The 23,134-nt window shown below is 55.6% G+C and carries 20 protein-coding genes; 17 read left to right on the top strand and 3 right to left on the bottom strand.

Translation table 11 applies throughout. The features are described 5' to 3' along the window. The first annotated feature begins 6 nt into the window (after window positions 1-6). The 16 genes from ftsI (at window position 7) to mutT (ending at window position 20,191) form a co-directional block, all read left to right on the top strand. Window positions 7-1,773: a peptidoglycan glycosyltransferase FtsI gene (gene ftsI / locus CKO_RS14080; protein WP_012134078.1), complete on the top strand. Its 1,767-nt coding sequence runs from the start codon at window positions 7-9 to the stop codon at window positions 1,771-1,773. Next, the gene (murE, locus tag CKO_RS14075; RefSeq protein ID WP_012134077.1) at window positions 1,760-3,247 is read left to right on the top strand and encodes a UDP-N-acetylmuramoyl-L-alanyl-D-glutamate--2,6-diaminopimelate ligase; all 1,488 of its coding nucleotides are present in this window, start codon (window positions 1,760-1,762) and stop codon (window positions 3,245-3,247) included. Before ftsI ends, murE begins: the two co-directional genes overlap by 14 nt. Next, complete coding sequence (murF, locus tag CKO_RS14070) at window positions 3,244-4,602, top strand: UDP-N-acetylmuramoyl-tripeptide--D-alanyl-D-alanine ligase (RefSeq protein WP_012134076.1); 1,359 nt, start codon at window positions 3,244-3,246, stop codon at window positions 4,600-4,602. Before murE ends, murF begins: the two co-directional genes overlap by 4 nt. After that, entirely contained in the window at window positions 4,596-5,678 is a 1,083-nt protein-coding gene (mraY, locus tag CKO_RS14065) for a phospho-N-acetylmuramoyl-pentapeptide-transferase (protein ID WP_012134075.1), read from the top strand. The genes murF and mraY overlap by 7 nt, the downstream gene beginning before the upstream one ends. Window positions 5,679-5,680: 2 nt before the next feature. Continuing rightward, window positions 5,681-6,997 carry a UDP-N-acetylmuramoyl-L-alanine--D-glutamate ligase gene (murD, locus tag CKO_RS14060; protein WP_012134074.1) on the top strand — a complete coding sequence of 439 codons (1,317 nt, stop codon included), beginning with the start codon at window positions 5,681-5,683 and terminating at the stop codon, window positions 6,995-6,997. Continuing rightward, the gene (gene ftsW, locus CKO_RS14055) at window positions 6,997-8,241 is read left to right on the top strand and encodes a cell division protein FtsW (protein ID WP_024130710.1); all 1,245 of its coding nucleotides are present in this window, start codon (window positions 6,997-6,999) and stop codon (window positions 8,239-8,241) included. The genes murD and ftsW overlap by 1 nt, the downstream gene beginning before the upstream one ends. After that, complete coding sequence (gene murG, locus CKO_RS14050) at window positions 8,238-9,305, top strand: undecaprenyldiphospho-muramoylpentapeptide beta-N-acetylglucosaminyltransferase (RefSeq protein ID WP_012134072.1); 1,068 nt, start codon at window positions 8,238-8,240, stop codon at window positions 9,303-9,305. Before ftsW ends, murG begins: the two co-directional genes overlap by 4 nt. Window positions 9,306-9,357: 52 nt before the next feature. Beyond that, window positions 9,358-10,833, top strand: coding sequence for a UDP-N-acetylmuramate--L-alanine ligase (gene murC / locus CKO_RS14045; protein ID WP_012134071.1), 1,476 nt, complete (start codon window positions 9,358-9,360; stop codon window positions 10,831-10,833). After that, window positions 10,826-11,746, top strand: coding sequence for a D-alanine--D-alanine ligase (locus CKO_RS14040; RefSeq protein WP_012134070.1), 921 nt, complete (start codon window positions 10,826-10,828; stop codon window positions 11,744-11,746). Before murC ends, CKO_RS14040 begins: the two co-directional genes overlap by 8 nt. Window position 11,747: 1 nt before the next feature. Further along, on the top strand, window positions 11,748-12,578 hold the full coding sequence (gene ftsQ / locus CKO_RS14035; protein ID WP_012134069.1) for a cell division protein FtsQ: 831 nt from the start codon (window positions 11,748-11,750) through the stop codon (window positions 12,576-12,578). Beyond that, window positions 12,575-13,837: a cell division protein FtsA gene (gene ftsA, locus CKO_RS14030; RefSeq protein ID WP_003018755.1), complete on the top strand. Its 1,263-nt coding sequence runs from the start codon at window positions 12,575-12,577 to the stop codon at window positions 13,835-13,837. The genes ftsQ and ftsA overlap by 4 nt, the downstream gene beginning before the upstream one ends. 61 nt (window positions 13,838-13,898) lie before the next feature. Next, window positions 13,899-15,050: a cell division protein FtsZ gene (ftsZ, locus tag CKO_RS14025; RefSeq protein ID WP_004857884.1), complete on the top strand. Its 1,152-nt coding sequence runs from the start codon at window positions 13,899-13,901 to the stop codon at window positions 15,048-15,050. A gap of 100 nt (window positions 15,051-15,150) precedes the next feature. After that, window positions 15,151-16,068: a UDP-3-O-acyl-N-acetylglucosamine deacetylase gene (gene lpxC, locus CKO_RS14020; RefSeq protein ID WP_012134068.1), complete on the top strand. Its 918-nt coding sequence runs from the start codon at window positions 15,151-15,153 to the stop codon at window positions 16,066-16,068. Between the two features lie 401 nt (window positions 16,069-16,469). After that, window positions 16,470-16,976 carry a secA translation cis-regulator SecM gene (gene secM, locus CKO_RS14015; protein ID WP_024130709.1) on the top strand — a complete coding sequence of 169 codons (507 nt, stop codon included), beginning with the start codon at window positions 16,470-16,472 and terminating at the stop codon, window positions 16,974-16,976. Between the two features lie 61 nt (window positions 16,977-17,037). Next, a complete protein-coding gene (gene secA / locus CKO_RS14010) occupies window positions 17,038-19,743 on the top strand; it encodes a preprotein translocase subunit SecA (RefSeq protein WP_012134066.1) in 2,706 nt (901 codons plus the stop codon). A 58-nt stretch (window positions 19,744-19,801) separates the two neighbouring features. Next, window positions 19,802-20,191, top strand: coding sequence for an 8-oxo-dGTP diphosphatase MutT (mutT, locus tag CKO_RS14005; protein ID WP_012134065.1), 390 nt, complete (start codon window positions 19,802-19,804; stop codon window positions 20,189-20,191). Between the two features lie 95 nt (window positions 20,192-20,286). Here the strand turns inward: mutT and yacG are convergent, their stop codons facing one another. The 3 genes from yacG to coaE are packed head-to-tail and all read right to left on the bottom strand — an operon-like array spanning window position 20,287 to window position 21,854. Next, a complete protein-coding gene (gene yacG, locus CKO_RS14000; RefSeq protein WP_012134064.1) occupies window positions 20,287-20,481 on the bottom strand; it encodes a DNA gyrase inhibitor YacG in 195 nt (64 codons plus the stop codon). A gap of 9 nt (window positions 20,482-20,490) precedes the next feature. Further along, on the bottom strand, window positions 20,491-21,234 hold the full coding sequence (gene zapD, locus CKO_RS13995; RefSeq protein ID WP_012134063.1) for a cell division protein ZapD: 744 nt from the start codon (window positions 21,232-21,234) through the stop codon (window positions 20,491-20,493). Continuing rightward, window positions 21,234-21,854: a dephospho-CoA kinase gene (gene coaE / locus CKO_RS13990; RefSeq protein WP_012134062.1), complete on the bottom strand. Its 621-nt coding sequence runs from the start codon at window positions 21,852-21,854 to the stop codon at window positions 21,234-21,236. Before coaE ends, zapD begins: the two co-directional genes overlap by 1 nt. Window positions 21,855-22,079: 225 nt before the next feature. On the opposite strand from coaE, the gene CKO_RS13985 reads away from it, so the two are divergent. Further along, window positions 22,080-23,123 (top strand): GMP reductase, encoded by a 1,044-nt coding sequence (locus tag CKO_RS13985; RefSeq protein WP_012134060.1) that lies wholly within the window; start codon window positions 22,080-22,082, stop codon window positions 23,121-23,123. The last annotated feature ends 11 nt before the right edge of the window (window positions 23,124-23,134 follow it).

Below are 23,134 nucleotides of genomic sequence, written 5' to 3'. Positions count from 1 at the left end.
CGACGCATGAAAGCAGCGGCAAAGACGCTCAAACCAAAACGCCAGGAAGAACAAGCCAACTTTGTCAGTTGGCGTTTTGCGTTGCTGTGCGGCTGCATTCTGCTGGCGCTGGGGTTCCTGCTGGGGCGCGTGGCCTGGCTGCAAATTATTGCGCCTGACATGTTAGTGCGTCAGGGCGACATGCGCTCCCTGCGTGTACAGGAAGTCTCCACCTCTCGCGGCATGATCACCGACCGCTCAGGTCGCCCACTGGCGGTGAGCGTGCCGGTAAAAGCCATCTGGGCGGACCCGAAAGAGCTGCATGATGCAGGCGGGATCACGCTGGACAACCGCTGGAAAGCGCTGGCGGACGCGCTGAAAATGCCGCTCGACCAACTGGCGGCTCGCGTTAATGCGAACCCGAAAGGCCGCTTTATCTATCTGGCGCGTCAGGTTAACCCGGATCTCGGCGACTACATCAAAAAACTGAAGCTGCCAGGCATTCATCTGCGCGAAGAGTCCCGCCGTTACTATCCTTCCGGGGAAGTGACCGCTCACCTTATCGGTTTTACCAACGTTGACAGCCAGGGGATCGAAGGGGTTGAGAAGAGCTTTGATAAATGGCTGACCGGCCAGCCTGGCGAACGTATTGTACGTAAAGACCGCTATGGCCGGGTTATTGAAGATATCTCTTCTACCGACAGCCAGGCCGCGCACAATCTGGCGCTGAGCATTGATGAGCGCCTGCAAGCGTTGGTCTATCGCGAACTGAACAACGCCGTGGCCTTCAACAAAGCGGAGTCAGGCAGCGCCGTGCTGGTGGATGTCAATACTGGCGAAGTGCTGGCAATGGCGAACAGCCCGTCCTACAACCCGAATAACCTGACCGGTACGCCGAAAGACGCCATGCGTAACCGCACCATCACGGACGTGTTTGAACCCGGTTCAACCGTCAAACCGATGGTGGTGATGACCGCGTTACAGCGCGGGGTTGTGCGTGAAAACACCGTGCTGAACACGGTGCCATATCGAATTAATGGTCACGAAATCAAAGACGTGGCGCGTTACAGCGAATTGACCCTGACCGGGGTTTTACAGAAGTCGAGTAACGTCGGCGTTTCTAAGCTGGCGTTAGCGATGCCGTCCTCAGCGTTAGTAGATACTTACTCACGTTTTGGGCTAGGAAAGGCGACCAATTTGGGGTTGGTCGGAGAACGCAGTGGCTTATATCCTCAAAAACAACGGTGGTCTGACATAGAGAGGGCCACCTTCTCTTTCGGCTATGGGCTAATGGTAACCCCGTTACAGTTAGCGCGAGTCTACGCAACGATTGGCAGCTACGGCGTTTATCGTCCGCTGTCGATTACCAAAGTTGATCCTCCTGTACCGGGCGAGCGCGTCTTCCCGGAAGCGACCGTTCGTACCGTCGTCCACATGATGGAAAGCGTGGCGCTGCCGGGCGGCGGCGGCGTGAAGGCGGCGATCAAAGGTTATCGCATCGCCATTAAAACCGGTACGGCGAAAAAAGTGGGGCCGGATGGCCGCTACATCAACAAATACATTGCTTATACCGCAGGCGTTGCGCCTGCGAGTCAGCCGCGCTTCGCGCTGGTGGTTGTTATCAACGATCCGCAGGCGGGTAAATACTACGGCGGCGCCGTTTCCGCGCCGGTATTCGGTGCCATTATGGGCGGCGTACTGCGCACCATGAACATCGAACCGGATGCGCTGGCAACGGGCGAAAAAAGTGAATTTGTAATTAACCAAGGCGAGGGAACAGGTGGCAGATCGTAATTTGCGCGACCTTCTCGCTCCGTGGGTGCCTGGCGCACCGGAGCGAGCACTGCGGGAGATGACACTTGACAGCCGTGTGGCTGCATCGGGCGATCTCTTTGTGGCAGTGGTGGGTCATCAGGCGGACGGGCGTCGATATATCCCGCAGGCGATAGCGCAAGGTGTGGCTGCCATTATTGCAGAGGCCAAAGATGAGGCGACCGACGGGGAAATCCGTGAAATGCACGGTGTGCCGGTTATCTATCTGAGCCAGCTCAACGAGCGTTTATCTGCACTGGCGGGCCGCTTCTACCACGAGCCATCTGAACATATGCGTCTGGTCGGCGTGACCGGAACGAACGGAAAAACCACCACCACGCAACTGCTGGCGCAGTGGAGCCAACTGCTTGGCGAAACCAGCGCGGTAATGGGAACGGTGGGTAATGGCCTGTTGGGCAAAGTGATCCCGACGGAGAACACAACCGGTTCCGCCGTTGACGTACAGCATGTGCTGGCCGGTCTGGTTGAGCAGGGCGCAACATTTGGCGCAATGGAAGTCTCTTCCCACGGCCTGGTGCAGCACCGGGTCGCCGCGCTGAAATTTGCCGCCTCTGTTTTCACGAATTTAAGCCGCGATCACCTTGATTATCACGGTGACATGGAACATTACGAAGCGGCGAAATGGACGCTCTATTCAACGCACCATTACGGCGAGGCTATCGTCAATGCCGATGATGAAGTCGGACGCCGATGGCTGGTGAGGTTGCCGGATGCCGTTGCGGTCTCGATGGAGGATCATATCAACCCGAACTGCCACGGACGTTGGCTGAAAGCGGTTGAGGTGAAGTACCACGATAGCGGCGCGACGATCCGTTTCGACTCCAGTTGGGGCGAAGGCGAGATTGAAAGCCGTCTGATGGGCGCGTTTAACGTCAGCAACCTGCTGCTGGCGCTGGCAACGTTGCTGGCGCTTGGCTACCCCCTGGCGGATCTGCTGAAAACCGCCCCTCGACTGCAACCGGTTTGCGGGCGGATGGAGGTGTTCAGCGCGCCGGGCAAAACCACGGTGGTGGTCGATTACGCCCACACGCCGGATGCGCTGGAAAAAGCGTTGCAGGCTGCGCGGTTGCACTGTACTGGTCAACTGTGGTGCGTCTTTGGCTGCGGCGGCGATCGCGATAAAGGTAAACGTCCGCTGATGGGGGCGATTGCCGAAGAGTTCGCGGACGTGGTGGTCGTGACAGACGATAACCCACGCACCGAAGAGCCGCGCGCGATCATTAACGACATTCTGGCGGGTATGCTGGATGCCGGGCACGCGAAAGTGATGGAAGGCCGCGCGGAGGCGGTGACCTGCGCCATTATGCAGGCGAAAGAAAACGACGTGGTTCTGGTCGCGGGTAAAGGGCATGAGGATTACCAGATTGTCGGTACTCAGCGCCTTGATTACTCCGACCGCGTGACGGCTGCGCGTCTGCTGGGGGTGATTGCATGATTAGCGTAACGCTCAGCCAACTGGCCGGTATTCTGCACGGCGAATTACAGGGCGCAGACCTGACGATTGACGCGGTCACGACTGATACGCGTAAAGTGACGCCGGGCTGCCTGTTTGTGGCGCTGAAAGGCGAGCGTTTCGACGCCCATGATTTTGCGGATAACGCGAAAGAGGGCGGCGCCGGTGCGCTGCTGGTGAGTCGCCCGCTGGATTGCGATCTGCCGCAGCTGATCGTCAAAGATACGCGGCTGGCCTTCGGCGAACTGGCCGCATGGGTTCGGGCGCAGGTTCCCGCTCGCGTCGTGGCGTTAACCGGCTCCTCCGGCAAAACATCCGTTAAAGAGATGACCGCCGCCATTCTGAGTCAGTGTGGCAACACCTTATACACCGCGGGCAACCTGAATAACGATATCGGCGTACCGATGACGTTGCTGCGGTTAAACAACGATTATGACTATGCCGTCATTGAGTTAGGCGCCAATCACCAGGGCGAAATTGCCTGGACCGTCGGCCTGACGCGTCCTGAAGCGGCACTGGTTAATAATCTGGCGGCAGCGCACCTGGAAGGATTCGGTTCGCTGGCGGGCGTGGCGAAAGCGAAAGGCGAAATCTATACCGGCTTGCCGGTGAATGGGATCGCCATTATGAACGCCGATAACAACGACTGGCTGAACTGGCAGGGCATTATTGGCGATCGCAAAGTGTGGCGTTTTTCACCGAATGCCGCCAACAGCGATTTTACCGCGACCAATATCCATGTGACCTCGCACGGTACGGAATTCACGCTGCAAACGCCGACGGGCGACATTGACGTCCTGCTGCCGCTTCCTGGTCGTCACAATATTGCAAACGCGCTGGCGGCGGCTGCGCTGTCGATGGCGGTAGGGGCGACCCTTGACGCCATTAAAACCGGTCTGGCGAACCTGAAAGCCGTGCCGGGGCGCCTGTTCCCCATCCAGTTGAATGACAACCAGCTGTTACTTGATGACTCCTATAACGCCAACGTCGGTTCGATGACCGCCGCTGTGCAGGTGCTGTCTGAAATGCCAGGCTACCGGGTGCTGGTGGTTGGCGATATGGCGGAGCTGGGCGCGGAAAGCGAAGCATGCCATGTTCAGGTCGGTGAAGCGGCAAAAGCGGCGGGTATCGACAGCGTGCTGAGTACAGGAAAACTGAGTCAGGCGATCGGCAATGCCAGCGGCGTTGGCGAACATTTTGCGGATAAATCGGCTCTGGTCGCGCGTCTTAACACGCTGATTGCGGAGCATCAGATTATTACCATTTTAGTGAAGGGTTCACGTAGTGCCGCCATGGAAGAGGTAGTACGCGCATTACAGGAGAATGGAACATGTTAGTTTGGCTGGCCGAACATTTGGTCAAATATTATTCCGGCTTTAACGTCTTTTCCTATCTGACGTTTCGCGCCATCGTCAGCCTGCTGACCGCGCTGTTCATCTCCTTGTGGATGGGCCCGCGTATGATTGCCCGCTTACAAAAATTGTCTTTTGGCCAGGTCGTGCGTAATGACGGCCCGGAATCGCACTTTAGCAAGCGCGGTACGCCAACAATGGGCGGGATTATGATTCTGACGGCGATTGTGGTCTCCGTCCTGCTGTGGGCTTACCCGTCTAACCCGTACGTCTGGTGCGTGCTGGTGGTGCTGGTGGGCTACGGCATTATTGGTTTTGTCGATGATTACCGCAAAGTGGTGCGTAAAGACACCAAAGGGCTGATCGCTCGCTGGAAATATTTCTGGATGTCGGTGATTGCGCTGGGCGTGGCGTTCGCGCTGTATCTGGCGGGGAAAGACACGCCGGCCACCGAACTGGTGGTGCCGTTCTTTAAAGACGTGATGCCGCAACTGGGTCTGTTCTACGTGCTGCTGGCGTACTTCGTGATCGTCGGAACGGGCAACGCGGTTAACCTGACCGATGGCCTGGACGGCCTGGCGATTATGCCGACCGTATTCGTCGCCGCCGGTTTTGCGCTGGTGGCGTGGGCAACCGGCAACATGAATTTCGCCAACTACCTGCATATTCCGTACTTACGTCATGCCGGTGAACTGGTGATTGTCTGTACGGCGATTGTCGGCGCGGGCTTAGGCTTCCTGTGGTTTAACACCTATCCGGCGCAGGTCTTTATGGGAGACGTCGGGTCGCTGGCGCTGGGCGGCGCGCTGGGCATCATCGCGGTGCTGCTGCGTCAGGAGTTTTTGCTGGTGATTATGGGCGGCGTGTTTGTCGTGGAAACCCTGTCAGTCATTTTGCAGGTCGGTTCCTTTAAATTGCGCGGGCAGCGCATCTTCCGCATGGCGCCGATTCACCATCACTATGAACTGAAAGGCTGGCCGGAACCGCGCGTTATCGTGCGCTTCTGGATTATTTCGCTGATGCTGGTCCTGATTGGCCTGGCAACGCTGAAGGTACGTTAATCATGGCTGATTACCAGGGTAAAAAAGTCGTCATTATTGGTCTGGGATTGACCGGACTTTCCTGCGTGGACTTTTTCCTGGCGCGCGGTGTAACGCCGCGCGTAATGGATACCCGTGCGACGCCGCCGGGTCTGGACAAATTACCGGAAGCGGTAGAGCGTCACGTCGGCAGCCTGAATGATGACTGGCTACTGGCGGCGGATCTGATTGTCGCCAGCCCTGGTATTGCTCTGGCGCATCCTTCACTGAGCGCTGCCGCCGATGCGGGTATTGAGATTGTCGGCGATATCGAACTGTTCTGTCGCGAAGCGCAGGCGCCGATCGTGGCGATCACCGGATCGAACGGTAAAAGCACCGTGACCACGCTGGTAGGCGAGATGGCGAAAGCGGCGGGCGTGAACGTGGGCGTTGGCGGTAACATTGGTCTGCCTGCGTTGATGCTGCTGGACGCCGCTCGCGAGCTGTACGTACTGGAGCTTTCCAGCTTCCAGCTGGAAACGACATCCAGCCTACAGGCCGTTGCCGCAACCATCCTGAACGTTACCGAAGACCATATGGACCGATATCCGTTTGGTCTGCAACAGTATCGCGCGGCAAAACTGCGCGTGTATGAGAATGCGAAAGTTTGTGTGGTGAATGCTGATGACGCGCTGACCATGCCGGTACGCGGCGCGGATGCGCGTTGCGTCAGTTTTGGCGTCAACATGGGGGATTATCACCTCAATCGCCAGCAGGGCGAGACCTGGCTGCGGGTGAAGGGGGAAAAAGTGTTGAACGTGAAAGAGATGAAGCTTTCCGGCCAGCACAACTACACCAATGCGCTGGCGGCGCTGGCGCTGGCCGATGCAGCGGGTTTACCGCGCGCCAGCAGCCTGAAAGCGTTGACGACCTTTACCGGCCTGGCGCATCGCTTCCAGCTGGCGCTGGAGCATAACGGCGTGCGCTGGATTAACGATTCCAAAGCCACCAACGTAGGCAGCACGGAAGCGGCGCTGAATGGCCTGCACGTAGACGGTACGCTGCACCTGCTGCTCGGCGGCGATGGTAAATCGGCGGATTTCTCTTCGCTCACCCGTTATTTGGGCGGCGATCGCGTTCGCCTGTACTGCTTTGGTCGTGATGGCGCGCAGCTGGCGGCGCTGCGCCCGGAAATCGCAGAACAAACTGAGACGATGGAAGAGGCGATGCGTCTGCTGGCGCCGCGTTTGCAACCGGGCGATATGGTTCTGTTGTCTCCGGCCTGCGCCAGCCTCGATCAGTTTAAGAATTTTGAGCAACGGGGCGATGTCTTTACCCGTCTGGCGAAGGAGTTAGGTTGATGCGTTTATCTCTCCCTCGCCTGAGAATGCCGCGCCTGCCGGGATTTGGAATCCTGGTATGGGTCTTTACGGCGCTTAAAGGCTGGGTGATGGCGTCGCGCGATAAAGACGACGATAGCCTGATCATGTACGACCGCACGTTGCTCTGGCTGACATTTGGCCTGGCGGCGATCGGTTTCATCATGGTGACGTCGGCGTCAATGCCTGTCGGACAACGTCTGGCGAACGATCCTTTCCTGTTTGCCAAGCGTGACGCGCTGTACATACTCCTGGCGTTTTGCCTGGCGATGATCACGCTGCGTTTACCGATGGAATTCTGGCAAAAGTACAGCACCACGATGCTGATCGCGTCGATCATCATGTTGTTGATCGTGCTGGTGGTGGGTAGCTCAGTTAACGGGGCATCGCGTTGGATTGCGCTGGGGCCGCTGCGTATTCAGCCTGCGGAATTTACCAAACTGTCGCTGTTTTGCTACCTCGCCAACTATCTGGTGCGCAAAGTTGATGAAGTGCGTAATAACCTGCGCGGCTTCTTAAAACCGATGGGCGTGATTCTGGTGCTGGCGATTTTGCTGCTGGCGCAGCCCGATCTCGGGACGGTGGTGGTGCTGTTCGTTACCACGCTGGCGATGCTGTTTCTCGCCGGGGCGAAGTTATGGCAGTTCATTGCCATCATCGGCATGGGGATATCGGCGGTGATCCTGCTGATCCTCGCCGAACCGTATCGTATTCGCCGTGTGACCTCTTTCTGGAACCCCTGGGAAGATCCGTTTGGCAGCGGCTACCAGCTGACGCAATCCCTGATGGCATTTGGCCGTGGTGAGATGTGGGGGCAGGGGCTGGGGAACTCGGTACAAAAACTGGAGTATCTGCCGGAAGCGCATACTGACTTCATCTTCGCCATTATTGGGGAAGAACTGGGTTATATCGGTGTGGTACTGGCGCTTTTAATGGTATTCTTCGTCGCTTTTCGCGCGATGTCGATTGGCCGTAAGGCGCTGGAGATTGATCACCGTTTTTCAGGGTTCCTGGCCTGCTCGATTGGAATCTGGTTCAGCTTCCAGGCGCTGGTCAACGTCGGCGCGGCGGCAGGCATGCTGCCAACGAAGGGGCTGACGCTGCCGCTGATCAGTTATGGTGGTTCCAGTTTGCTGATCATGTCGACGGCCATCATGTTTTTGTTACGTATTGATTATGAAACGCGTCTGGAAAAAGCGCAGGCGTTTACACGAGGTTCACGATGAGTGGTCAACCGAAGCGGTTAATGGTGATGGCGGGCGGTACTGGCGGACATGTGTTCCCGGGACTGGCCGTCGCGCACCATTTAATGGACCAGGGCTGGCAAGTACGCTGGCTCGGAACCGCCGATCGTATGGAAGCGGATTTAGTGCCGAAGCATGGCATTGAGATTGATTTTATTCGCATTTCCGGTTTGCGCGGAAAAGGCGTGAAAGCGCTGCTAGCGGCACCGCTGCGTATTTTTAACGCCTGGCGCCAGGCGCGGGCGATCATGAAGCAGTTTAAGCCTGATGTGGTGCTCGGCATGGGCGGCTATGTCTCTGGCCCCGGCGGTCTGGCGGCGTGGTCGCTGGGTATTCCGGTTGTGCTGCATGAGCAAAACGGCATTGCAGGGTTGACCAATAAGTGGCTGGCGAAAATCGCCACGACGGTGATGCAGGCTTTTCCCGGCGCGTTTCCGAAAGCGGACGTGGTCGGAAACCCGGTACGTACTGACGTACTGGCGCTCCCCTTGCCGCAAGAACGCCTGGCCGGACGTGAAGGGCCGATTCGCGTGCTGGTGGTGGGCGGCTCTCAGGGGGCGCGGGTATTGAACCAGACGCTGCCGCAGGTCGCGGCAAAACTGGGCGATACGGTCACTATCTGGCATCAAAGCGGTAAAGGCGCGCAGCAGACCGTAGAGCAGGCTTATGCCGGGGCGGGGCAACCGCAGCATAAGGTGACGGAATTTATTGATGACATGGCCGCAGCCTATGCGTGGGCGGATGTTGTCGTTTGCCGCTCTGGCGCGTTAACGGTGAGTGAAATCGCCGCCGCCGGTTTGCCCGCGCTGTTTGTGCCGTTTCAGCATAAAGACCGGCAGCAGTACTGGAATGCCCTGCCGCTGGAGAAAGCGGGGGCCGCCAAAATTTTTGAGCAGCCGCAGTTTACTGTGGATGCCGTCGCCAGCACCCTGTCCGGGTGGTCGCGAGAAACGTTATTAACCATGGCAGAACGTGCCCGCGCTGCATCTATTCCAGATGCCACCGAGCGTGTTGCAAATGAAGTGAGCCGGGCTGCCCGGGCGTAATTGTGGCGGTGCCTTTTGCACCGCATGAATTGAGAAGTGAATGGCGTAAAGAATGAATACACAACAACTGGCAAAACTGCGTTCCATCGTGCCCGAAATGCGTCGCGTTCGGCACATCCACTTTGTCGGCATCGGTGGTGCCGGTATGGGCGGTATTGCCGAAGTTCTGGCCAATGAAGGGTATCAGATCAGTGGTTCTGATTTAGCGCCGAATCCGGTTACGCAGCAACTGGCGAGCCTCGGCGCCACCATTTTCTTCAATCATCGCCCGGAAAACGTGCGCGATGCGAGCGTGGTGGTGGTTTCCAGCGCGATCTCTGCGGATAACCCGGAGATTGTCGCGGCGCATGAAGCGCGTATTCCGGTGATCCGCCGCGCGGAGATGCTGGCGGAATTAATGCGTTTTCGTCACGGCATCGCCATTGCCGGGACGCACGGTAAAACTACGACCACCGCGATGGTCTCCAGCATTTACGCGGAAGCGGGACTGGATCCGACCTTCGTCAACGGTGGGCTGGTGAAAGCGGCGGGCGTGCATGCGCGTTTAGGCCACAGCCGTTATCTGATTGCGGAAGCGGATGAGAGCGATGCGTCGTTCCTGCATCTGCAACCGATGGTGGCGATTGTCACCAATATTGAAGCCGACCATATGGATACTTACCAGGGCGACTTCGAAAATTTGAAGCAGACCTTTATTAATTTCCTGCACAATTTGCCGTTTTATGGTCGTGCAGTGATGTGTGTTGACGATCCGGTGATCCGCGAGCTGCTGCCGCGCGTGGGCCGTCAGACCACAACTTATGGTTTTAGCGACGACGCTGACGTGCGTGTGGAAGAGTACCAGCAGGTTGGGCCGCAGGGGCATTTTACGCTGCTGCGTCAGGATAAACCTGCAATGCAGGTGACGCTGAATGCGCCGGGCCGCCACAATGCGCTGAACGCGGCGGCAGCCGTGGCGGTGGCGACCGAAGAAGGGATTGACGACGAGGCGATTCTGCGCGCGCTGGAAAGCTTCCAGGGTACCGGGCGTCGCTTCGATTTCCTCGGCGAATTCCCGCTTGAGCCGGTAAACGGTAAAGCAGGGACGGCGATGCTGGTCGATGATTACGGCCATCATCCAACGGAAGTTGACGCCACCATTAAGGCCGCGCGTGCAGGCTGGCCGGATAAAAATCTGGTGATGGTTTTCCAGCCGCACCGCTTCACGCGTACGCGCGATCTGTACGACGATTTCGCCAACGTGCTGACGCAGGTTGACGCGCTGTTAATGCTGGATGTTTACGCCGCAGGCGAAGCGCCAATTCCGGGAGCGGACAGCCGTTCGCTGTGCCGTACGATTCGCGGTCGCGGTAAAATTGACCCGATTCTGGTCTCCGATCCGGCGCAGGTTGCGCAAATGCTGGCGCCGGTATTAACCGGTAATGATTTGATTTTGGTGCAAGGCGCGGGAAATATCGGCAAAATTGCGCGCACCTTAGCTGAAATTAAACTGAAGCCGCAAACCCAGGAGGAGGAGCAACATGGCTGATAAAATCGCGGTCCTGTTGGGTGGAACCTCCGCCGAACGTGATGTTTCGCTGAATTCCGGCGCGGCGGTGCTGGCCGGGTTACGCGAAGGCGGCGTGGATGCGCATCCGATCGACCCGAAAGAGGTTGATGTCACCCTGCTGAAATCAATGGGTTTTCAGAAGGTGTTTATTGCGTTGCATGGTCGCGGCGGCGAAGATGGCACGCTGCAAGGGATGCTGGATCTGATTGGCCTGCCCTATACCGGCAGCGGGGTGATGGCTTCAGCAATCTCAATGGATAAACTGCGCAGCAAATTGCTGTGGCAGGGCGCCGGATTACCGGTTGCGCCGTGGGTGGCATTGACGCGCGCTGAGTTTGAAAAAGGGCTTAGCGACGACGCGCTAACGCGAATTTCTGCGCTGGGTTTGCCGCTGATTGTGAAGCCGAGCCGTGAAGGTTCCAGCGTCGGCATGTCGAAAGTGGTAGAAGAAAATGCTTTGCAGGCAGCATTAGCATTGGCTTTTCAGCATGATGAAGAAGTACTGATTGAGAAATGGCTCAGTGGCCCGGAATTTACGGTTGCGATACTCGGTGAAGAAATTTTACCGTCAATTCGTATCCAACCCGCCGGAACCTTCTATGATTATGAGGCGAAGTATCTCTCTGATGAGACACAATATTTCTGCCCGGCAGGTCTGGAAGAGGAACAAGAGGCTATTTTGCAGACATTGGTCCTGAAAGCGTGGACCGCGTTGGGTTGCAAAGGATGGGGCCGCATCGACGTCATGCTGGACAGCGATGGCCAGTTTTATCTGCTGGAAGCGAATACCTCGCCGGGTATGACCAGCCACAGTCTGGTGCCGATGGCGGCGCGTCAGGCGGGCATGAGCTTCTCGCAGTTGGTGGTACGAATTCTGGAGTTGGCGGACTGATATGTCGCAGGCTGCGCTGAACACGCGAAACAGTGATGAAGAGGTGTCTTCTTCACGGCGCAATAATGGAACGCGTCTTGCAGGAATACTGTTCCTGCTGACGGTGCTCTGCACCGTGTTTGTCAGCGGCTGGGTTGTGTTGGGCTGGATGGAAGATGCGCAGCGTTTGCCGTTGTCGAAACTGGTGTTGACCGGCGAGCGGCATTACACGCGCAATGATGACATCCGCCAGTCGATTCTGGCGTTGGGCGCGCCGGGTACGTTTATGACTCAGGATGTGAACATTATCCAGAGCCAGATAGAGCGTTTACCGTGGATTAAACAGGCCAGCGTCAGAAAGCAATGGCCTGATGAATTGAAGATTCATCTGGTTGAATATGTGCCGATTGCGCGTTGGAATGATCAGCATATGGTTGATGCCGAAGGCAATACCTTCAGCGTACCGGCAGAGCGAACCAGTAAACAGGTATTACCCATGTTGTATGGCCCGGAAGGCAGCGCGAGTGAAGTGTTGCAGGGGTATCGCGATATGGGGCAGGTGCTGGCTAAGGACAGATTCACCCTGAAGGAAGCGGCAATGACCGCGCGTCGTTCCTGGCAGTTGACGCTGAATAACGATATTAAGCTCAACCTCGGCAGGGGCGATACGATGAAACGTTTGGCTCGCTTTGTAGAACTTTATCCGGTTTTACAGCAGCAGGCGCAAACCGATGGCAAACGGATAAGCTACGTTGATTTGCGTTATGACTCGGGGGCGGCAGTAGGGTGGGCACCCTTACCTCCAGAGGAATCTAATCAGCAACAGAATCAGGCACAGGCAGAACAACAATGATCAAGGCGACGGACAGAAAACTGGTAGTAGGACTGGAGATTGGCACCGCGAAGGTTGCCGCTTTAGTAGGGGAAGTTCTGCCCGACGGTATGGTCAATATCATTGGCGTGGGCAGTTGCCCGTCGCGAGGTATGGATAAAGGCGGGGTGAACGACCTCGAGTCAGTGGTGAAGTGCGTACAGCGCGCCATTGACCAGGCGGAGCTGATGGCGGATTGCCAGATCTCCTCGGTGTATCTGGCGCTTTCTGGCAAGCACATTAGCTGTCAGAATGAAATTGGTATGGTGCCGATCTCCGAAGAAGAAGTGACGCAGGAAGATGTGGAAAACGTCGTGCATACCGCGAAGTCGGTGCGCGTGCGTGATGAGCATCGTGTACTGCATGTCATTCCGCAGGAATATGCGATCGATTACCAGGAAGGCATTAAGAATCCGGTTGGCCTTTCCGGCGTGCGTATGCAGGCAAAAGTGCACTTGATCACATGCCACAACGACATGGCGAAAAACATCGTTAAAGCGGTGGAACGTTGTGGCCTGAAAGTTGACCAACTCATATTTGCCGGGTTAGCGGCCAGTTACTCCGTTTTAACGGAAGATGAACGTGAACTGGGCGTCTGCGTGGTTGATATCGGTGGTGGTACAATGGATATCGCCGTTTATACTGGCGGGGCGTTGCGCCATACCAAGGTAATCCCTTACGCAGGGAATGTCGTGACCAGCGATATCGCGTATGCCTTCGGTACGCCGCCGAGCGATGCTGAAGCCATCAAAGTGCGTCACGGCTGCGCGCTGGGCTCTATCGTCGGCAAAGACGAAAGCGTTGAAGTGCCGAGCGTGGGCGGTCGTCCGCCGCGTAGCCTGCAACGTCAGACGCTTGCGGAGGTGATTGAGCCGCGTTACACCGAGCTTCTCAACCTGGTCAACGAAGAGATTTTGCAATTACAGGAACAGCTTCGCCAGCAGGGTGTGAAACATCATCTGGCGGCGGGGATTGTATTAACCGGCGGCGCGGCGCAAATTGAAGGTCTTGCTGCCTGTGCTCAGCGCGTGTTCCATACGCAAGTGCGTATTGGCGCGCCGCTGAATATTACCGGACTGACGGATTATGCCCAGGAGCCGTACTACTCAACGGCGGTGGGGCTGCTTCACTACGGGAAAGAGTCCCACTTAAGTGGCGAAGCGGAAGTGGAAAAACGTGTTACGGCATCAGTTGGCTCGTGGATCAAGCGACTTAATAGCTGGCTGCGAAAAGAGTTTTAATTTTTATGAGACCGGCGACTATTAACGGTCTCAGGCGACAGGCACAAAACGGAGAGAAACTATGTTTGAACCTATGGAACTGACCAACGACGCGGTGATTAAAGTCATCGGCGTCGGTGGCGGCGGCGGTAATGCCGTTGAACACATGGTGCGCGAGCGCATCGAAGGTGTTGAATTCTTCGCGGTGAATACCGACGCTCAGGCGTTGCGTAAGACTGCGGTTGGGCAGACCATTCAGATTGGTAGCGGCATCACCAAAGGTCTGGGCGCGGGTGCAAACCCGGAAGTCGGTCGCAATGCGGCGGACGAAGATCGTGAAGCACTGCGTGCAGCGCTTGACGGCGCAGACATGGTGTTTATCGCAGCAGGCATGGGCGGCGGTACCGGTACCGGTGCAGCGCCAGTGGTTGCGGAAGTGGCAAAAGATTTAGGTATCCTGACCGTTGCCGTGGTGACGAAGCCTTTCAACTTCGAAGGCAAGAAGCGCATGGCATTTGCGGAGCAGGGTATTACTGAGCTGTCCAAACATGTGGACTCGCTGATCACCATCCCGAACGACAAACTGCTGAAAGTGCTGGGACGCGGTATCTCCCTGCTGGATGCGTTTGGCGCGGCGAACGACGTGCTGAAAGGCGCGGTGCAGGGTATCGCTGAGCTGATTACCCGCCCGGGTCTGATGAACGTCGACTTTGCAGACGTGCGCACCGTGATGTCCGAAATGGGCTACGCGATGATGGGCTCCGGCGTGGCAAGCGGTGAAGACCGTGCGGAAGAAGCGGCAGAAATGGCGATCTCTTCTCCGCTGCTGGAAGATATCGATCTGTCTGGCGCGCGCGGCGTGCTGGTTAACATCACTGCGGGCTTCGACCTGCGTCTGGATGAGTTCGAAACCGTCGGTAACACCATCCGTGCTTTTGCGTCGGATAACGCGACCGTGGTTATCGGTACTTCTCTGGACCCGGATATGAACGACGAACTGCGCGTCACCGTTGTGGCAACCGGTATTGGTATGGACAAGCGTCCTGAAATCACCCTGGTGACCAACAAACAGGTACAGCAGCCGGTGATGGATCGTTACCAGCAGCACGGCATGGCGCCGCTGACGCAAGAGCAGAAGCCGGTCGCAAAAGTGGTGAACGACAATACGCCGCAAACGGCAAAAGAACCGGATTATCTGGATATCCCTGCGTTCCTGCGTAAGCAAGCCGATTAAGAATTGGCTGGAATTTGGGATTCACGGCTCTTTGTGCTAAACTGGCCCACCGAATGTATAGTACACTTCGGTTGGATAGGTAATTTGGCGAGATTATACGATGATCAAACAAAGGACACTTAAACGTATCGTTCAGGCGACAGGTGTCGGTTTACATACCGGCAAGAAAGTCACCCTGACCTTACGCCCTGCGCCGGCCAACACCGGGGTCATCTATCGTCGCACCGACTTGAATCCACCGGTAGATTTCCCGGCCGATGCCAAATCTGTGCGTGATACCATGCTCTGTACGTGTCTGGTCAACGAGCATGATGTACGGATTTCAACCGTAGAGCACCTTAACGCTGCTCTGGCGGGTCTGGGTATCGATAATATCGTTATCGAAGTCGATGCGCCGGAAATCCCGATCATGGATGGCAGTGCTGCTCCGTTTGTCTACCTGCTGCTTGATGCGGGTATTGATGAGCTGAACTGCGCCAAAAAATTTGTACGCATCAAAGAGACGGTTCGCGTCGAAGATGGCGATAAGTGGGCTGAATTTAAGCCGTACAATGGTTTTACGTTGGATTTCACCATCGACTTTAACCATCCGGCGATTGATTCCAGCAGCCAGCGCTATGCGATGAACTTCTCTGCGGACGCGTTCATGCGCCAGATCAGCCGTGCGCGTACCTTCGGTTTCATGCGTGATATCGAATATTTGCAGTCCCGTGGCCTGTGCCTGGGCGGCAGCTTCGATTGTGCCATCGTTGTTGACGATTATCGCGTACTGAACGAAGACGGTCTGCGTTTTGAAGACGAATTTGTTCGTCACAAAATGCTCGACGCGATCGGTGACTTGTTCATGTGCGGTCACAACATTATTGGTGCGTTTACCGCGTATAAGTCCGGTCACGCATTGAATAACAAACTGTTGCAGGCTGTCCTGGCGAAACAGGAAGCCTGGGAATATGTGACCTTCCAGGACGACGCAGAACTGCCGTTGGCTTTCAAAGCGCCTTCGACTGTACTGGCATAATAGCTATACACAAAATCATTCAAGTTGCATCAAGACGGCAACTGAGCGAATTCCCAGGAGTGTACAACCAGTACGTGACTGGGGTGAGAGAAGGCAGCCAACAAAGAGGCAGCTTGAAGGATGAAGTGTATACCTGTCGCATAAATTCGACTGGTTAATCTGGCACCCTCTCCGGCCAGGTAAGCCAGTCGTTTTTTTATCTCTTCCGTCCGGCGTTTGCCTTCGCCTTTTTCTCTGCCTCTGAACCGAAATACAGTGCGTTCGCTGCTTTCTTAAGCATTTTTATCCTCAGCGCCATGTCATTACTGCTGTAGAGCGTACGCTTTAATGGTAAGATTTGTGCGCAAAAAACGTTTTGAATTCGTAAGCCCACATGCCGGGCATATCAGGGTGGCAATGACGTGAGTGGAATACTGACGCGCTGGCGACAGTTAGGTAGACGGTACTTCTGGCCGCATCTCTTATTGGGGATGGTCGCGGCTAGCTTTGGTCTGCCCGCTCTCAGTAACGCAGCCGAGCCTAATACGCCGGCGAAAGCGACCGCCAGTAATCACGATCAATCCGTTAAGGTTAACTTCAGCCAGCTCGCGCTGCTGGAGGCGAGTAACCGCCGCCCGAATTTTACCGTCGACTACTGGCATCAGCATGCGATTCGCACGGTTATCCGCCATCTCTCTTTTGCCATGGCGCCGCAAACGCTGCCGGTTGTTGAAGAGTCTTCGCCACTTCAGGCGCACCATATTGCGTTACTGAACACGCTCAGCGCGATGCTGACGCAGGAAGGCACACCGCCAACGATTGTACGTCGCGTCGCCCGTGCGCACTTTACGCCTCAGGCCTCATTTAGCGTTCCCGCCTGGATAAGTCAGGCGCAGGGAATCCGCGCTGGCCCTCAACGCCTCAGCTAAAAACAAAAAACCTTCAACTAATTATAGAGACTCCGCATCGCGGGGCGTTTGAGATTTTATTATGCTAATCAAATTGTTAACCAAAGTATTCGGTAGTCGTAACGATCGTACCTTGCGTCGTATGCGTAAAGCGGTCGGCATCATCAATGCCATGGAACCGGAGATGGAAAAACTCTCCGATGACGAACTGAAAGGGAAAACGGCAGAGTTTCGCGTGCGTCTGGAGAAAGGCGAAAGCGTTGAAAGCCTGATCCCGGAAGCGTTCGCCGTGGTTCGTGAAGCGAGTAAGCGCGTATTCGGCATGCGTCACTTTGACGTCCAGTTGCTGGGCGGTATGGTGCTGAACGATCGCTGTATCGCGGAAATGCGTACCGGTGAAGGTAAAACCCTGACCGCAACGCTGCCTGCTTACCTGAACGCGTTAAGCGGTAAGGGCGTACACGTCGTCACAGTGAACGACTATCTGGCGCAACGTGATGCTGAAAACAACCGCCCGCTGTTTGAATTCCTCGGGATGAGCGTCGGTATTAACCTGCCGGGCATGCCTGCCCCAGCAAAACGTGAAGCTTACGCCGCCGACATCACTTACGGCACCAACAACGAATACGGCTTTGACTACCTGCGCGATAACATGGCGTTCAGCCCGGAAGAGCGCGTACAGCGTAAACTGCACTATGCGCTGGTGGATGAGGTCGACTCCATCCTGATCGATGAAGCGCGTACGCCGCTGATCATTTCCGGCCCGGCTGAAGACAGCTCGGAAATGTACAAGAAAGTAAACAAGATCATCCCGCACCTGATTCGCCAGGAGAAAGAAGACTCTGATACTTTCCAGGGTGAAGGCCACTTCTCCGTTGATGAGAAAGCGCGTCAGGTCAACCTGACGGAACGCGGTCTGGTGCTGATCGAAGAACTGCTGGTGAAAGAAGGCATTATGGATGAAGGCGAGTCCCTGTACTCTCCGGGCAACATCATGCTGATGCACCACGTAACCGCCGCGCTGCGTGCGCACGCGCTGTTTACCCGCGATGTGGATTACATCGTTAAAGATGGCGAAGTGATCATCGTTGACGAACACACCGGTCGTACCATGCAGGGTCGCCGCTGGTCCGACGGTCTGCACCAGGCTGTGGAAGCGAAAGAAGGCGTGGAAATCCAGAACGAGAACCAGACGCTGGCGTCCATCACCTTCCAGAACTACTTCCGTCTGTATGAGAAACTGGCCGGTATGACCGGTACCGCAGATACCGAAGCGTTCGAATTCAGCTCCATCTATAAGCTGGATACCGTTGTGGTTCCGACCAACCGTCCGATGATCCGTAAGGATATGCCGGATCTGGTCTACATGACCGAAGCGGAAAAAATTCAGGCGATCATTGAAGACATCAAAGAGCGTACCGCGAACGGCCAGCCGGTACTGGTGGGTACGATCTCGATCGAAAAATCTGAAGTGGTCTCTAATGAGCTGACCAAAGCGGGCATCAAGCATAACGTTCTGAACGCCAAATTCCACGCCAACGAAGCGGCGATTGTTGCACAGGCGGGCTACCCGGCTGCGGTCACTATCGCCACCAACATGGCCGGTCGTGGTACGGACATCGTGCTGGGCGGTAGCTGGCAGGCTGAAGTGGCGGAGCTGGAAAACCCAACGCCAGAGCAGATCGCGCAGATCAAAGCGGACTGGCAGGTTCGTCATGAGGCGGTGCTGGCGTCTGGCGGTCTGCACATCATCGGTACTGAGCGCCACGAATCTCGCCGTATCGACAACCAGTTGCGTGGTCGTTCCGGTCGTCAGGGTGATGCGGGCTCTTCCCGTTTCTATCTGTCAATGGAAGATGCGCTGATGCGTATTTTTGCCTCTGACCGTGTGTCGGGCATGATGCGTAAACTGGGTATGAAACCAGGTGAAGCCATTGAGCACCCGTGGGTGACTAAAGCGATTGCCAATGCGCAGCGTAAAGTTGAAAGCCGCAACTTCGATATTCGTAAGCAACTGCTGGAATACGATGATGTCGCGAACGATCAGCGTCGCGCTATTTACACCCAGCGTAACGAACTGCTGGATGTCAGCGATGTCAGCGAAACCATCAACAGCATTCGTGAAGACGTCTTTAAAGTGACGATCGATGCGTACATTCCGCCGCAGTCGCTGGAAGAGATGTGGGATATTCCGGGTTTGCAGGAACGTCTGAAAAACGACTTCGATCTGGATATGCCAATTGCCGAGTGGCTGGATAAAGAGCCGGAGCTGCACGAAGAGACGCTGCGTGAGCGTATTCTGGCGCACTCAATCGAAGTGTATCAGCGTAAAGAAGAAGTGGTTGGCGCAGAGATGATGCGTCACTTCGAAAAAGGCGTCATGCTGCAAACTCTCGATTCGCTGTGGAAAGAGCACCTGGCGGCGATGGATTACCTGCGTCAGGGTATCCACCTACGTGGTTATGCGCAGAAAGATCCGAAGCAGGAATACAAACGCGAGTCCTTCTCCATGTTTGCAGCAATGCTGGAATCGCTGAAGTATGAAGTGGTCAGTACGCTGAGCAAAGTTCAGGTTCGTATGCCTGAAGAAGTGGAAGCGATGGAACAACAGCGCCGCGAAGAAGCCGAGCGTTTAGCGCAGATGCAGCAGCTCAGTCATCAGGATGACGACAGCGCAGCGGCGGCCGCTCTGGCAGCGCAAACGGGCGATCGTAAAGTGGGTCGTAACGATCCTTGCCCTTGCGGTTCCGGTAAAAAATACAAACAGTGCCACGGCCGTCTGAGCTAAGGTCTGAATAAAGACAATGAGGCGCAGGTGACTGCGCCTTTTTTATGGATGTAACCGTATGAAAAAACTGCAAATCGCTGTCGGGATTATTCGCAACCCGAACCACGAAGTTTTTATTACCCAACGTGCGGCCGATGCCCATATGGCCAACAAACTGGAGTTTCCCGGCGGGAAAATCGAAGCGGGCGAAACGCCGGAGCAGGCGCTGATCCGGGAGTTGCAGGAAGAAGTGGGGATTACCCCGCGTGAAGCGACGCTATTTGAAAAGCTGGAATATCAGTTCCCGGACAGGCACATCACACTGTGGTTCTGGTTAGTTGATCACTGGGAAGGGGAGCCGTGGGGAAAAGAGGGGCAACCGGGGCGGTGGATTGCGCAAGATGCTCTGAATGCGGAAGATTTCCCGCCCGCGAATGCGCCAGTAATTGAAAAGCTGATTGCTGGCTAATGGTGTTCGTAGTTCGTAGGCCGGATAAGGCAACGCCGCCATCCGGCAAATTATGGCGGGGGCGCTGCGCTTGCCCGCCCTACGTTTTAGTTGAATTACTTCTGCTCTTCACTCCAGTCGTCGCTTTCTGACAAGTCGCCAGAGCTTGGAATACGCTTCTCTTCAGCGGCCCACTCGCCGAGATCGATCAACTGGCAGCGTTTAGAACAAAATGGACGGAACGGACTCACTTCGCCCCAGACAACGGTTTTCCCGCAGGTTGGGCAGTTAACGGTGATAGTTTCTGACATCTTTACTCCTTAACAACATGCCAGTTCGAAATCGAGGCGCTCAGGCACCAGGCCATTTTCGCTATCCAGCGGCATAAAGCGAATCGCAAAGCGGCTCTTATGCCCGGAAATTTGCGGATAGAGCTGTGAATCAAGCGCCAGTTGCAAACGCAGCAGGTCGGCATCATCGCCATTGTCCTGATAAAAACCATTCAGGCTGGTTTGCTTACGGAACGGCGAGGAATTACGAATCAAATCCAGGATCAGCGTTAATGCCTGATTGAGCGGATTCAGGCTGGCGATCCAGGTTTCAACCTGCGCATCACGCTGTTCCTGCGGCAAATGCAGCCAGATATGCAGGGTCGGCAAATCAAAACTACAACAACCGCCCGGAATACTCAGGCGCTGACGAACCAGAGCAATCAGGCGATCTTCACGTAGCTGCTGTCCGATACGCGGAGCAGAAATCAGAATGCTGCCCGCCGTCTTCAATTGCTGGCGCAGAGCCTCAATTCGACTCTGGTCAACCCCCGGCACTTCAACCCAGGCCTGAAGTTTGCGCTGCTGACGCTCAAGCTCTTTTAGCAACTCGGTCCGCACTTCGCCACGTTCGAACACATCCAGCAAATCCCCAATGTTACGGAAAAAATGCAGGGCGTCCGCATGATCTGCGAGGGGCAAATTGACGGAGAGTTGCTGAATCAGAAACTCAATGCGCAGCCATGTACGCATCTTCTCATTGAGAGGGTGTTCAAAAAGGACCTGGGTGTGCATTACGGTTTTTCCTGTGAGACAAACTGCGACGCAAGCTGTAAATAGCGCGCGTGCAGGCGGGCGACATCCGACGCGATAGCGTCCGGTGCGCCATTATTATCAATAACATCATCTGCCACGGCAAGGCGTGCTTCACGCGTTGCCTGGGCAGCCAGAATTTGTTCAGCATGTTCACGCGTCACATCATCGCGCTGCATGGTTCGCAAGAGCTGCGTTTCGGGCGTCACGTCGACCACCAGAACGCGATTGGCTTGTTTATACAGCGCATTTTCGACGAGCAGGGGCACAACCCATAGCACGTAAGGGGACGTTGCCTGCTGAAACTGACGCCGGGTTTCCTGCTGAATTAACGGATGGAGCAGGGCATTCAGCCAGGATTTCTCTTCAGGACTGGCAAAGATACGTTCGCGCAACATCCGGCGTTGTAGCGAACCGTCTGGCGCGATAAGTGCAGAACCAAAATGTTCAGCGATCGCCATAAGGGCGGGTTGACCGGGTTCAACCACCTGACGCGCAATAATATCGGCGTCGATAACGTTTATTCCGAGGTCAGCGAATGCATTCGCAACGGTGCTTTTACCACTGCCAATGCCGCCGGTTAAGGCTACTGTATACCTCATAAGTCCAGATCCTGGGATTTAGGTTTGATAATCAAATGGTTAAAAGTTGAGCGCGCGAAGGCGATATTACTGTAGGCATTATCTACTATTCGCCAGGTAAATTTATGGGATTGTAGCGTAAAAAAAGAGAATTTCGCAGTCTTGCGCAAGCCTGATTAGTGCGTATGATAACGTCACTGGAGTTGTGAGTTTCGCTTTTTTGCCATTAACCCCAGGAATCCGCACATGCGTATCGAAGAAGATCTGAAATTAGGTTTCAAAGACGTTCTTATCCGCCCTAAACGCTCTACCCTCAAAAGTCGTTCTGATGTTGAACTGGAACGTCAATTCACCTTTAAACATTCAGGTCAGACCTGGTCCGGCGTGCCGATTATCGCGGCCAATATGGACACCGTCGGGACTTTCGAGATGGCAAGCGCTCTGGCATCGTTCGACATTCTGACTGCCGTACATAAGCACTATTCCGTTGAGGACTGGAACGCCTTCACCAGTACCGCCTCTGAGGATGTTCTCAGGCATGTGATGGTTTCAACAGGCACCTCCGATGCTGATTTCGAAAAAACCAAACAGATTCTGGCGCAGAGCCCGGCACTGAACTTTGTTTGTATTGATGTGGCAAATGGTTACTCCGAACACTTCGTGCAGTTTGTTTCAAAGGCGCGTGAAGCATGGCCGACAAAAACCATTTGTGCCGGTAACGTGGTGACCGGTGAAATGTGTGAAGAGTTGGTTCTCTCCGGCGCGGATATTGTAAAAGTCGGGATTGGTCCTGGATCCGTATGTACCACGCGTGTGAAAACCGGCGTGGGCTATCCGCAGCTTTCTGCGGTGATTGAATGCGCCGATGCCGCGCATGGTCTGGGCGGTATGATTGTCAGCGATGGCGGTTGCACCATGCCTGGCGATGTCGCAAAAGCGTTCGGCGGCGGCGCGGATTTCGTGATGCTGGGCGGTATGCTGGCAGGCCATGAAGAAAGCGGCGGTAAAATTGTTGAAGAGAATGGCGAGAAATTTATGCTGTTCTATGGCATGAGTTCTGAATCCGCTATGACCCGTCACGTTGGCGGCGTTGCGCAATATCGTGCAGCAGAAGGGAAAACCGTTAAGCTGCCGCTGCGTGGCCCGGTGGAATACACCGCGCGTGATATCCTCGGCGGCCTGCGTTCAGCCTGTACCTACGTTGGCGCCTCCCGTTTGAAAGAGCTGACGAAACGCACGACGTTTATTCGGGTACAGGAACAAGAAAACCGCGTTTTCAATAGCCTGTAATCCCCTGCGCT

Origin of the sequence: Citrobacter koseri ATCC BAA-895, from assembly GCF_000018045.1 — a bacterium.
In the GTDB taxonomy this organism is placed as follows: Bacteria; Pseudomonadota; Gammaproteobacteria; order Enterobacterales; family Enterobacteriaceae; genus Citrobacter_B; species Citrobacter_B koseri.
This window is presented reverse-complemented; position numbering and strand designations above follow the sequence as displayed.